12 protein-coding genes are annotated in these 12311 nt (G+C 64.1%); 7 read left to right on the top strand and 5 right to left on the bottom strand.

Annotated features, from left to right (window positions below):
- Nucleotides 1–2: 2 nt before the first annotated feature.
- The 4 genes from ACVOL0_RS13795 to ACVOL0_RS13810 all read right to left on the bottom strand — a co-directional run bounded on the left by ACVOL0_RS13795 (nucleotide 3) and on the right by ACVOL0_RS13810 (nucleotide 5229).
- Entirely contained in the window at nucleotides 3–1367 is a 1365-nt protein-coding gene (locus tag ACVOL0_RS13795; RefSeq protein ID WP_481549589.1) for a flavin monoamine oxidase family protein, read from the bottom strand.
- A 194-nt stretch (nucleotides 1368–1561) separates the two neighbouring features.
- Entirely contained in the window at nucleotides 1562–3997 is a 2436-nt protein-coding gene (locus ACVOL0_RS13800) for a TonB-dependent receptor (protein WP_481549590.1), read from the bottom strand.
- 89 nt (nucleotides 3998–4086) lie between these two features.
- Nucleotides 4087–4938, bottom strand: a complete 852-nt coding sequence (locus tag ACVOL0_RS13805; protein ID WP_481549591.1) for a DUF1838 family protein — start codon at nucleotides 4936–4938, stop codon at nucleotides 4087–4089.
- A 114-nt stretch (nucleotides 4939–5052) separates the two neighbouring features.
- Nucleotides 5053–5229 carry a hypothetical protein gene (locus tag ACVOL0_RS13810; protein WP_481549592.1) on the bottom strand — a complete coding sequence of 59 codons (177 nt, stop codon included), beginning with the start codon at nucleotides 5227–5229 and terminating at the stop codon, nucleotides 5053–5055.
- A gap of 176 nt (nucleotides 5230–5405) precedes the next feature.
- Between ACVOL0_RS13810 and ACVOL0_RS13815 the strand changes: the two genes are divergently transcribed.
- The 4 genes from ACVOL0_RS13815 (at nucleotide 5406) to ACVOL0_RS13830 (ending at nucleotide 8844) form a co-directional block, all read left to right on the top strand.
- The gene (locus ACVOL0_RS13815; protein ID WP_481549593.1) at nucleotides 5406–6593 is read left to right on the top strand and encodes a class I SAM-dependent methyltransferase; all 1188 of its coding nucleotides are present in this window, start codon (nucleotides 5406–5408) and stop codon (nucleotides 6591–6593) included.
- Nucleotides 6590–6949 (top strand): hypothetical protein, encoded by a 360-nt coding sequence (locus ACVOL0_RS13820; RefSeq protein ID WP_293706676.1) that lies wholly within the window; start codon nucleotides 6590–6592, stop codon nucleotides 6947–6949. The genes ACVOL0_RS13815 and ACVOL0_RS13820 overlap by 4 nt, the downstream gene beginning before the upstream one ends.
- Before the next feature lie 48 nt (nucleotides 6950–6997).
- Nucleotides 6998–7504, top strand: a complete 507-nt coding sequence (locus ACVOL0_RS13825) for a hypothetical protein (RefSeq protein ID WP_293706675.1) — start codon at nucleotides 6998–7000, stop codon at nucleotides 7502–7504.
- A gap of 197 nt (nucleotides 7505–7701) precedes the next feature.
- Nucleotides 7702–8844: a nitrilase-related carbon-nitrogen hydrolase gene (locus ACVOL0_RS13830; RefSeq protein WP_481549594.1), complete on the top strand. Its 1143-nt coding sequence runs from the start codon at nucleotides 7702–7704 to the stop codon at nucleotides 8842–8844.
- Nucleotides 8845–8932: 88 nt separating this feature from the next.
- Here ACVOL0_RS13830 and ACVOL0_RS13835 read toward each other — a convergent pair whose 3' ends face one another.
- Nucleotides 8933–9661 carry a hypothetical protein gene (locus ACVOL0_RS13835; protein WP_481549595.1) on the bottom strand — a complete coding sequence of 243 codons (729 nt, stop codon included), beginning with the start codon at nucleotides 9659–9661 and terminating at the stop codon, nucleotides 8933–8935.
- Nucleotides 9662–9802: 141 nt separating this feature from the next.
- Here ACVOL0_RS13835 and ACVOL0_RS13840 point away from each other — a divergent pair, with 141 nt between their 5' ends.
- The 3 genes from ACVOL0_RS13840 to ACVOL0_RS13850 all read left to right on the top strand — a co-directional run bounded on the left by ACVOL0_RS13840 (nucleotide 9803) and on the right by ACVOL0_RS13850 (nucleotide 12187).
- Complete coding sequence (locus ACVOL0_RS13840) at nucleotides 9803–11179, top strand: amino acid permease (protein ID WP_481549596.1); 1377 nt, start codon at nucleotides 9803–9805, stop codon at nucleotides 11177–11179.
- Between the two features lie 93 nt (nucleotides 11180–11272).
- On the top strand, nucleotides 11273–11857 hold the full coding sequence (locus ACVOL0_RS13845) for a YdeI/OmpD-associated family protein (protein WP_481549597.1): 585 nt from the start codon (nucleotides 11273–11275) through the stop codon (nucleotides 11855–11857).
- 63 nt (nucleotides 11858–11920) lie between these two features.
- Nucleotides 11921–12187, top strand: a complete 267-nt coding sequence (locus tag ACVOL0_RS13850; RefSeq protein WP_282272864.1) for a hypothetical protein — start codon at nucleotides 11921–11923, stop codon at nucleotides 12185–12187.
- Nucleotides 12188–12311 lie beyond the last annotated feature (124 nt).

A 12311-nucleotide genomic window follows, 5' to 3' on the forward strand; every position in this document is an offset into this window, starting at 1 on the left:
AATCAGGCCGAAAGAATTGCTGCAGCCGCACGCTCGCCCGAGGTGACGGCCGCTTCCATGCCCGGAACCTGCAGTTCGGTCTGCTCGCCGGCGAAGTGGATGCGCCCGAACGGAGCATTGGCCCAGCGCAGGGTTTCGGCAAAACGGCCCGGGGCGATCTCCGAGAACGCGCCATCGGCCAGCGGATCATTGCCCCAGCTGCGGGTCTCAAGTGGCAGCAGCGCGCCCTTGGACGCTGGCCGCAGCTGCTGCATGGCGTTGATCGCCCAGGCGAAGCGGGCCTCACGGTCCAGCGTGTCGGCATGCTGGGCCATGGCACCGTTGAGCCAGACGATCAGCCGGTTGATCTGGCCGTCGGCGCCGGGCACGGCGAATACGCGCTGCAACGGTCCCTCGCCCCACAGCGACAAAGGCAGGCCATCGTCTTCCCAGAACCTGCGGATGGGCCGCAGGTGAATGGTGGTGACGGCATTGGAGCGACGCGCCGACCAGACCTCCTGCTGCGCAACCGGCGGCGCCGGATCAATGACGATGCGGCTGAGTGGGCCGCTGGGCAGGGCCAGCACCAGATGTGCTGCACGAAAGCGCCGACCATCCGTGCAGCGGACGTCCAGCATGCCGCGTGCGGATTCGACCCGGCTGACCTGCGCGTTGAGTACCGGCAGCTGCGCCAGCGAAGCGGCCATCGCCTCCGGCAGTGCCTGGCTACCGCCCTGCACCCAACCGGTGCCCCTGGAACCAAACCGACGCAGCGCATCGCGGCGCAGTGCATCAAGCGCGCTGATCGACTGCAGCGAGGAAAAACTATTGCCGATATCCATCCATTGCAGCGCCTGTGCTGACCAGCCCTTGCTGGCGATCAACTGTGACAGGGGGATATCCAGCGAGAGAGTGGCAGGATCGCGCCAGCTGTCCACGGCCGGCAGGCCGAGCTCACCCATCGCGGTGGCCAGCAGCATCGGTGGCAGCAGGCCGTGTTCACGACCCTGCAAGGTATTGAGCGGGCTTTCGCCCCATGATTTTGCCGGCACCAGCGTATCGCCGATGACCAGGCCAAGCCCGGCAGCACCCGGCAAGGCGGCCGACGGCGGCACAATGCCGACGCCAACGCGCTTGGCGTGGGCGTGTACGCGATCGTAGGCGGTGCCCACTTCGACCCCGCCGATCTCAAAGCGGATTCCATCGCGCACCACGGTCTGCAGACGGCCACCGACGCGCGGATTGGCCTCCAGCACGGTGACACGGGCGCCACCGGCTTCCAAGGCATGGGCGGCAGACAGCCCGGCCAGGCCGGCACCGACGACGATGACGTCGCTGGTTGGCACCTTGGCGTGCAGCATGCCGGGCAGCAGCGAAAGTGCGGCCATGCCTGAAGCTCCCTTGATGAAATCGCGTCGTTGCATTGGTTCTGCCTGCAGAAGTGCGGGGTTGCTTTACTTTTTTTGCTTCAGATGCCGTCATTCCCGCGCGGGCGGGAATGACGATCCGATGGGTTCCCAGCACAGCGTGCTGCCAGTAGGCCGGAAGGACACAACGCGTCCTCCCGGCCCACGCAGAACCCTTAGAACTTGTAACTGACCTCGACGCCGTACATGCGCGGCAGCGAAGGCGTCAAACCAAAATCGCGCAGGTTGCTCACCGCCAGACCAGTCAACGGCGGCACCGCCGGCAGCGCGATGTAGGCATCCGGATTGATGGTGCGCTGTGCATCTTCCAGGGTGCGGTCGTTGAACGCATTGGTCACGTAGGCCGACACCTGGAGCTGTTCGGTCGGGCGGATGCTGAAGCGGAAGTTGGTGCGGGTGGAGGCGCCGATGTACGCCAGGTTGTCGACCTGGATGTAACGCTTGCCCTCGTAGTTGACGTCCATGTTGGCGGTGTATTCCCAGCCATTGGCCAGTGCACCGTCATACATCAGGCCCAGCGTCGCCTTGTGCTTGGGCACACGCGGCAGGGTAGCGCCGGCGGCATCGGCAGCAGGGTCAGCCAGCGTCGGCGCATTGCTGCTGGAGAACAGGTCGGCCTGGTCCTGGCTGAGGAACTTCAGGATCTTCGCATCGGTATACGAATACGCCAGGCTGGCCAGCCAACCCTGCGCGAACGCCCACTGGCTTTCCAGCTCGAAGCCACGGATGCGCGACTCGCCCACGTTGGTGGTGTAGCTGGTGGAGAACAGCGAGCCGTTCTTGCGGATCACCGGACCGGTTTCGGTCAGCTGCTGGTTGGTCCAGTCGATCTGGTAGAGGTTGGCATTGACGCGCAGGGTGCCGTCCAACCAATCACTTTTCATGCCCAACTCGTAGTTCCAGGCTTCCTCTTCCTTGTACGTGTTCAAACCACGTGCGATCAGCGCGTCGCGATCGGCTTCCCGGAAATCCGCGCGATAGACATCGGTATTGAAGCCACCTGGCTTGTTGCCCTTGGAGACCAACCCGTACAGGTTGACGTTCTCACGCGCCTGGTAGCTCAGCGTCCAACGCGGGGTGAAACTGCTGAAGGTCTTGTCCAGCGCATACGTCTGGCGATAGGTGTTCGCACCGAGCACGCGCACATCGGTGCCGCCCTTGCTGATTTCATCGCGTGCATAACGGCCTTCCAGCGAGGTGGTCCACTGGTCGTTGATGTGCCAGTTGATCAAGCCGTAGAGCGCCTTGTTGACCGTCTGGTCATCCGGATTGGTCGGGATGGGCGTGACCACCTTGTTGCCACCGATGGTGTAGCCGGTCAGGTCGCCGCCCCAGCCCGGCTGCGCATCCTGCTTGTAGTAATACGCACCCAGCATGCCCGACACCGCCAGATTCTGGTCGGTGGTCAAGCGGATATCCTGCGACCAGTTCTTGACGCCGGTATTGCTGAAACTCTCGAACGCACCGCCGTAGCCGCGGATGGCGCTGTAGTCCTGATCGCTGGCAGCGTAGGTTTCGCTCTTGTTGTAGGCCGAGGTCGAGGTCAGGTTCCAGCCGTTGGCGAACAGATAGTCCACCACCACACTGGTACGCAGCAGGTCGGTCTTGCGTCCGGAGAAATAACCTGCAGTCTCGAATTCCCTGGTGTTCAGCGCGTAGTCCGACGGTTCCTTCAGCTCACCGCAGTAGTAGCCGCGACGACGCGATTCCAGGATCGGGTACAGGCCGAAGTACAGGCCACCGGTGTACTCGGGCAGGTAGCAGTTGAGGTTGTCGCTACCCAGGCGCGCGGCGGCGAAATGCTGGTCGCGGCTCTTCTGCTTCATCACCCGTGCGGTGATGTCCAGCGCATCGGTCGGCGACCAGGCAATGGCGGCCATGCCACTGATGGTCTCGGTGCCGTTGAGGTCCTTCCTGCCCGATGCCTGGTTGTAGAACACGCCATCGTTGCCACGCTTGTTCAGGCTGAGGTCGTAGCCGAACGAGCCGTCTTCATTCCCACCCGAATAGAACAGACCCAGCTTTTCCTGGCCATAGTTGCCGGCACCCAGGGTGAGCTTGCCGCCCGGCACGCTGCCCGGGCGCTTGGTGATGAAGTTGACCGCGCCGGAAAATGTGCGACGACCAAAGGCGGCCGACTGCGGTCCACGGATCACTTCCACGCGTTGGATGTTCTCCAGGCCATAGCTGGAAATATCACCTTCAACGAAGATGCCATCGATGAAGAACGAGGCGTTGGCCTCGCCCTGGATGTTGGACATGCCGCGGATCACCGGGCGGTCGAAGCCGCGGCCGTAGCCGGACTTGAACGAGAAGCTCGGCGACAGGTTTGCGATGTCGCGTACGTCGGTCAGGCCCTTCTTCTCGATGGTCTGCTCGGACATGGCGGTGATCGGCAGCGGCATCTGCTGCAGTGGTTCGGACACGCCGCGCGCGGTCACGGTGATCTGGTCCAGGCTGTGCACGCTGTCATTGCTGGCTGCCGGCGGTGCGGCCGCTTCATCGCCGTCGGCAGCGACGGCGTTGCCCGCGCACAGCAACAGCACGAGAGCGATCGAGGAGCACAGCAGGTCTGGCTTGATGGTCTTCATGGGATTCCCGACTGGAAAGTTTGATCGGAATGGATTGGGAGGATGGATGCGCCGTCTTGGGGGAGGGTTCCGTCCGTTGTTTCCGTACTTCAGTCCTGCCGTTTCGCCGCCGCGCCCTGCTTGAGCTGCTTGTAGTAGCTCCAACTGGTGACGTTGGGTTGCACCCAGGTTTCAGGTGCGCGTGCGTACTCCGGGTAGCGGGTACGGACGAGTTCCTGGATGTCGGCAGGCAGCTCGCTGACCGAGGCGCGCTTGTTGCCCTGCGCGATGTACAGCAGATTGCCCGGACGGGTGCCCAGCTTCATCCAGGGGAGCCACGGCCCGACGCGGGTCCAGCCATAGGTGACCGGCACGCTCTTCAGCGCCGGGTTTTCCAGAGCCGCGCGAGGCGCGAAGAACATGAAGTGCTCCGACCCCATGTAGGTCGGGCCACTGGACTCGGCCGGAAACTCGGCCGGCTGCAGTGGGTTGGGATAGGCCAACGGGATGTTGAGGGTCAGCATCACCTGGTCGCCGGCTTCCACCCACGGCAGGTGCAGCGGACGGCCCGGCGCATTGAGCACGGTGTTGACCGGGTCGTTGGCGACCTGCACCACCTCGTTGCGCTCACCCGAGAACGGGTTGTCCCAGCTGTCGATGATCTTGCCGGTCTTCAGGTCGCGGTAGAAGGTGAGCTCGCGTGTGTACAGGCGCCACACGCCATCGGCCTGCTTTTCCGCGCGGCAGATGTTGTAGCCCTCGAAGCCCATCAGCGGCTCGGCTTTTTTGCCGGGCTCCTGCGCGAACAGGGTACCGGCCCACCACAGGATCTCTTCCTGCTTCGGGTCCAGCGAACAACGCAGCTTGACCATTGCTTCAACGCTGCCCGTTTCGGACTGCAGATCCAGCGCTTTTGCCTGTGGCGAAAGTGCGATTGCGGCAGCGAGCAAAACCGATGACATTCGAATCACGTCCAACCCCCGATTGAAATGGAGCGATGAAGCCAGTGCCTTGGCTGCTCCGGACCACGGAAGACAGGCCTGCCGACCCATCGAAGATGACATATAGCTATATCATTAGTACATGTTTGTCCAATCATTTGTAGAACCTTTGTCGCCGACCCCGCAGCGCTGCTGGACGCCGTGAAAACCCAGCAACAGCAGGCACGGGCGGTACTGCGCAAGATGTTGCTTTGCAACAAAAAAGCACCCGCCCAGGGCGTGAAAATAGGCACTGGCTTTTTGTCCGGACATTTGAGAAATTCGGGATGCGGACGATGCCGGGAGATAGGCCGGTAGACCGTACTGGCGGAGGTTTCCGCCAGTACGAAGGCGCAAGGGCACAGGTATTAGTTGGCCGCTTGACCCCGACCAGACCTACATGACATATAGATATAACTTTAGAACTTGAAGCCTTCCAAGGAGTCGCCATGAGCCAGCAAGCCCTGCCCCCCAGTTGGCAGCACGTGGGCCGCCACGCGGTGTTCCCCGATAGCGCACTGGATGACACCGCCCGCTTCGACTTCCTGGCCAACCTCAATGGCTACCTGGCCACCCAGCTCAGCCCCAAGGTCAAGCTGGCCTACGAGCAGCGGGTGAAGCCGGCATTCGAAAAGGAGAAAGGCCGCGCTCCGCAAACCCGCCATGAAGTGCGCAAGGCGATGGCCGGCGATGCGATCTACCAGACCTGGAGCGCCCTGCGCCGCAGCAGCATGGAAATGCGCCAGCAGGCCGGTCGCGGCCTGGTGCTCAAGCAGGTGGACGCGCTGATCGACAAGACGCGCGCACTCAACGCTGGCGACGATGGCCTGCAGCTGGACGCCTCGGTGCAGGTGCCACGCTATTCCAGCGCGGTGGACATCCACTGCATGCCTGGCGGCTACCACACCGAACTGCTGGCCGATGACGTATCGGCGGCTGCCAACTACGACTGCGGCATCTTCGCCACCACCGGCGGCATGCTCGGCCGCTACAACGATGGCGGTGGCCAGGCGCTGGCGCAGTGGTTGAAGGAAGAACACCCCGGCTTCAAGCCGCGTCGCATCCTCGATATTGGCTGCACCGTCGGCCACAACATCGTGCCGCTGGCGCAGGCCTTCCCGGATGCCGAGGTGATCGCCATCGACGTGGCCGCACCGATGCTGCGCTACGCCCATGCGCGCGCCCGTGCCCTGGGGGTGAACAACATCCGCTTCCGCCAGGCCAATGGTGAAGCGCTGGACTATGCGGACGATTCCTTCGACCTGATCACCACCGCCATGTTCTGGCACGAAAGCTCGGCCACGGCGATGCCGCGCAAGCTGCGCGAGATCCACCGCCTGCTGGCGGCCGGCGGCCTCACCGCCCACCTGGAACAACCGCAGTACCACGGCATGGACCCCTACGAGCAGTTCATCCGCGACTGGGATGCGTACAACAACAACGAGCCGTTCTGGAGCGTGATGCACGAGTACGACCTGCGCCAGATGATGGCTGCGGCCGGCTTCGATGCCGAGCGTTATTTCGAAACCAAGGTCCGTGGTGTGGTGGACCGCGACATCTTCCCGGTCGCCAGCGAAAACGGCGAAGACCACGGCCGCGCCGCGCTGTGGACCATGTTTGGAGCGTGGAAAGCATGAGCATCGATCCGATCGCCCTGGCCGGCAGCCGCGCCCGCGGCAAGCGTCCGTATTTCTTCAAGGACCCGGACGTGGAGCGCGTGCTGTCCATTGCCATGGCCATCGCCATGGAGAACGCCGTTACCCACCAGCGCCTGGACGCGCTGGAGCGCTTGATTGAACAGAAGGGCCTGCTCAGCCGCGAGGAACTGGACCAGTTCCGGCCGGACCGTGAGGCCGAAGCCCAGCGCACGCTGTGGATGAAGGAATACATCGCCCGGGTGCTGCGCATCGTGCAGCAGGAGACCGAGGCCTTGGAAGGCGGTGCTATGGACGTGCCGATGGAAGAAGTGATGGATGCGCTTCGCAACGAATGAGGCCAAGCCTCAACTGATGACATCAACACGACCAACAAGGAAACCGCAATGCCGAACATGCAACTGCACCTGCCGCTACTGGCCCGCCACGAAGGCGTCTGGGATGGCGTCTACCGTTACTACGATGCCAACGGCGACAAGATCGACGAACACAAGTCGCGCCTTATCTGTCGCTTCCCGGCCGATGAAAACCTGCCCTACCACCAGACCAACCACTACAGCTGGGCCGACGGCAAGGTGGAAGTACGCGACTTCCCGACCCGCTACGAGTTCGGCCGGGTGATCTTCGACAACGAGCTGATCTACGGCTGGGCGGCCGAAGTGCCGCTGGATGACTACCACCGCACGGTGATGCTGTACTGGAAGCGCAAGGGCGAGGAAGGCCTGGAGCTGTACGAAATGATCCAGCTCTCCGACTGCGGCCAGCTGCGCAACCGCATCTGGCATTGGTACAAGAACGGCGTACTGGTACAGCGCACGCTGATCGACGAGAAGTTCGTCAGCCGCGACTGGCAGAAGATCAAGGGCGAGAGCTTCAACGGCGACCCGATCTGATTGCAGCCGTAGCACAACGACCCGGGGCGCCATGGCGCCCCGGGTTTTTTGATACTGCAGCTGTTGCTTGAGCCCCTCTCCCGCTTGTGGGTTGAGAAGGGATCAAGAACAAGCACAACGGCAACAGCAACTGCAACTGCAACTGCAACTGCACCTGCACCCAACATGACCCAGGCTATCAACCACCGAGGTACCCAATGAGCAACACCCGCAGACACTTCCTCGGCAGCGCTGCCGGCCTGGCCGCCCTCGGCGCCGTCGGCCCCGCCCTGCTCGGCACCTCGGCTCCCGCACAGGCCGCCATGGGCAAGGGCCCGGATGCGCTCAACGAACGCACCGACGGCACCTACGCCACGATTGAACTGGCCAAGCCCGCATGGACCCTGGGCCTGGTGCAGTCGCGCGTGCACAGCTTCGACGCCAAGGAATGGAAGGCCGGCAGCAAGCGCAACCTGGCGCACATGCTCGAGCTCATCGACAAGGCGCATTACCACGCCAAGCCCGACCTGCTTCAGTTCCACGAATTCCCGCTCAGCGGCTGGCGCAAGTGGACCCGCGATGAAATCCTCAAGTTCGCCATCACCATTCCCGGCGAAGAAACCGAAGCCATCGCAAAGAAGGCGCGCCAGTACGGCACCTGGATCGTGTTTGGCGCCTATGCCACCGATCCGGATTGGCCGGGTCATGTGCTGTCCATCACCACGATCATGAACGACAAGGGCGAGATCGTGGACAAGCACTGGAAGGCACGCAACCTCAAGGGCGCCTTCCCGGACTTCGAACTGTTCACCACCACGACGTACGACGTGCTCGACCGCTACGTGGAAATGTACGGCCGCGATGCGGTAGTGCCGGTCACGCGCACGCCGCTGGGCAATATCTGCACCAGTTCCACCCAGCGTGAGCCGGAGCTGTTCCGGGCGATGGCATTCAAGGGCGCCGAAGTGTTCCTGCGTACCGCCTCGGGCGGCTTCTCGGACATGGATGTCGCTGCCTGTGCGATGTACAACGGCGTTTACTCGTCCATCGTCAACAACTCGATTTCGCCGGACAACGGCCCCTACTTCGATGACCCGGGCTCAGGCGGTACCGCCCTGTACGACCCCAGCGGCAAGATCGTCGCCGAGGCGCAGAGCAAGGAAGAAACCCTGGTGCTTGGCCGCGTGCCGATTGCCGAGCTGCGCGCACGCAAGCGCCAGCCCGTTGTGCACATGGATCTGTTCCGCGACGTCTACGACACCTACCAGAACGCCTACCCGCCGAACCTGTGGTCGGAGTACCTGCCTACTTCACTGGAAGATGCAGCGCGCTACATCCGCGGCAAGTCACGCTGGAAGTAAGCCCCGGCAAGCACAACGCAACGGCGCCGCAAGGCGCCGTTGGCGTGTGTGGCGATCGGAAGGCGAGCAGCCACCCTGACCAATACACTCATTGCCGCTCCGGATCGTCCTCGCCCGCGCGACCGGCGCCATAACCCAGGCCCGCGCCCATGCCCATACCGGCACCCATGCCGCCGCCACCGCCGCCACCCTTGCCGGCGCCTGCACGCTCGCCGTCCTTGCCACCGCCCTTGCCGCCACCGCCGCTGGCCGGTCGCGCAGGCCCTTGTTGGGGAATGCCAACCGTGGTGGGAATCACGTCCAGGTCCAGCACCTTGCGGATGAAGTCGCGCAGTGACACCACCAGATCTCCGGTGTGGATCGGACGCCCTTCGACCATGTCGGTGGCGGCACGCGCGGCCAGCCTTACCTGCTCCTCGGTGCCCAGCAGGATCACGTCCGACAAGGCCGCCTCCACCGCATCACGGGTACGCCGGGCACGGTCACCGGCCTCGCCGCTGTCCACGCTGGGCAGGATCACCGCACCATCGGCATTGGTCACCGCCTCGCCACGCTCCAGCTCGGCGGCGCGTCGGCGCAGATCACGCAGATGGCTGGGGTCAACGCTGAGATCGCCTGTAAAGGAACCACCCAAGGTCTTGTAGGCCGCAATCAGGGTCTTCAGCCGTTCGTTGATCTGGCGGTTGGCGGCCTCACGCTTCTGCTGCACTGCCTGCATCACCAGCAGGCGGATGCCCACGCCGATCAAGGTGATGATCGCCAACCCCACCAGCGTCGACAGCAGGCCCTGCCAGGAACTGAAATCCAGACCGCGCATCCGCACACCCGTTGCTGCAGGCGCACATACGCGCCGGGACCTTCATCGTAGCGGCAGCGTGCCCATCCCCACCAACGGCACAGCCACTGCAGCAGGCGGACGCGGTATCGTGTCGCCCTCTTCTTGACCTTGAACCCGCCGATGCCCAGCACTTCTTCCGCCCCGGCCAGCGCCTCTCCGCAGAAACTGGAACGTGCGCTCAAGCCACGCCAGCTGATCATGATGGGGCTGGGCAGCGCGATCGGCGCTGGCCTGTTCCTGGGCTCGGGCGTGGGCATCCAGGCCGCCGGGCCGGCAGTGCTGATCTCCTACCTGGTGGCCGGCACCCTGGTCATCATCATGATGCACGCCATGGGCGAGATGGCCGCCGCGCGGCCTGCCAGCGGCGCCTTCTCGGTGTACGCAGCCGATGCCCTGGGCGCCACCGCCGGCGCCACCGTCGGCTGGCTGTGGTGGGCACAGCTGGTGGTGGTGATCGCCGCCGAATCGGTGGGCGCGGCCGGCCTGCTCAATACGGTCTGGCCGCAATTGTCGGTACCGATGACCTCGTTGGCGTTCATGCTGGTATTCACCGCCATCAACCTGCTGGGCGTGCGCAATTTCGGCGAATTCGAGTTCTGGTTCGCCATCCTCAAGGTCGGTGCCATCATCGCCTTCATCCTGGTCGGCATCGCCCTGCTGCTGGGCCTGCTGCCGAACGTGCCCTCACCCGGCCTGGCCAACATCACCGGCCATGGCGGCTTCATGCCCAAGGGCCTGGCTGGCATCGGCGCGGCCCTGCTGGTGGTGATCTTCGCCTTCGGCGGCACCGAGATCGTGGCCGTGGCCGCGGCTGAAACCCAGGACCCCGAGCGCAGCCTGGCCCGCGCCATCCGTACCGTGGCCTGGCGCATCCTGGTGTTCTACATCGGTTCGATCGGGGTGATCATCGCGGTGGTACCGTGGAACAGCGAGACCCTGAAATCACCATTTGCCGCAGTGTTGCAGGTCGCCAACATCCCCGGCGCGGCCACGGCCATCACCCTGATCGCGGTGATCGCCCTGCTGTCGGCACTGAACGCCAACCTGTACGGCGCCTCACGGATGATCTATTCGCTGGCTGAACGACGGGAAGCGCCGCGCTGGCTGGGCCTGACCAATACCCGCCAGGTACCAGTGGTGGCCGTTCTGGCCAGCGTGCTGTTCGGCTTCGTCGCCACCGTGCTGGAGCTGATCTACCCGAACAAGGTGCTGCCAGTGCTGCTCAACGTGGTCGGCTCCACCTGCCTGCTGGTGTGGACCATCACCCTGGTATCGCAGCTGATCCTGCGCCGTCGGGCAGACCGCCTGGGTACGCCGCTGCCGTTCCGCATGGCCGGTTTCCCCTACCTGACGGTGCTGGCACTGGCAATCCTGGCGCTGATTTTCGCGCTGTTGCTGGCCACCCCGGAAACCCGCCTGCAGTTCCTGTCGATGGCCGTTTTCACCGCCTTCATCGCCTTTTGCAGCGGCTTGGCAAGGAAGTCGCGCCGCGCCTGACCATGCCGGAACAGGCTGTTCGCCCGCCTACGACCATGGCGGGCTTGTTTTAACGCGAAACTAACGGCAGGCTGCGCCCATCCGAGGCCAGCCATGCCCATCCCAGACCCCCGCGTAGACGCCTACATCGCCAACGCCGCCGCTTTCGCGCAGCCCATCCTGCGCGAGATCCGCCAGCGTGTGCACAGCGGTTGCGGGGCGGTTGAAGAAGCCATCAAGTGGGGCATGCCAGCGTTCCTGTACAAGGGCAAGCTGCTGTGTGGCATGGCCGCGTTCAAGGCACACGCCACGCTGGGCTTCTGGCAACGCGAGGCCGGTAGCGGCGATGACTCGGCCATGGGCCAGTACGGTCGCCTGCAGTCGCTCGGCGACCTGCCCGGCAAACGCGAATTCACAACCCAGCTACGCGCCGCCCTGCACCGTATCGATGCAGGCGCAACCCGCCCCAGAACGGCGCCACGCGCGCCGCTGCCGATGCCGCCGGCGTTTGCCGACGCGCTGGCTGGTGCAGCAGCAGCCAAGGCCCACTTTGACGCTTTCAGCCCTGGCTACCAACGCGACTATCTGGAGTGGATAGGTGAAGCCAAGCGCGACAGCACCCGCCAGCAGCGGATCGCCCAGGCCATCGAGTGGTTATCCGATGGCAAGCACCGCGGCTGGAAACATGAGAAGCATTGACGTGGGACGCGCCAGCGATTCCACTTGCCGCAAACATCCCCCCATCAGTCCTGTTGCTACGCCATGATCGACCTAGAAGACCTCATCCAGCGCTCCATCGACCCTGAGTCCGTCAGGCTGGAAGGCACCCTGACAAATCCGCCGTCGTTCGGCGTATATGCCATCGAGAACATCGACGACGGCAGCACCCACTACCGCTTTGGCAACCACCCGGTGCGCAAGCAGGAACTGGAAGACAAGTTCGGCAGCGCCGAGCTGGAATACCTGTTCCTCAGCCGCGAGGACGCCGCTGCATTGACCGCGGCCTTGAATCGCCCCGAAGCGGACTGAGCAGGCCGCTGTAGTGGGGGGGGCGGGGCGGCGCGGGGGGGGGGGGGGGGGGATAGTGAAAAAGCGAGCGAGGGGGGACGAAGGGTGGGGGGGCAGAGGGGGGCACCAAGACAGGGGGTGGGGG

The sequence above is a fragment of the Stenotrophomonas sp. STEN021 genome (genome assembly GCF_056760175.1).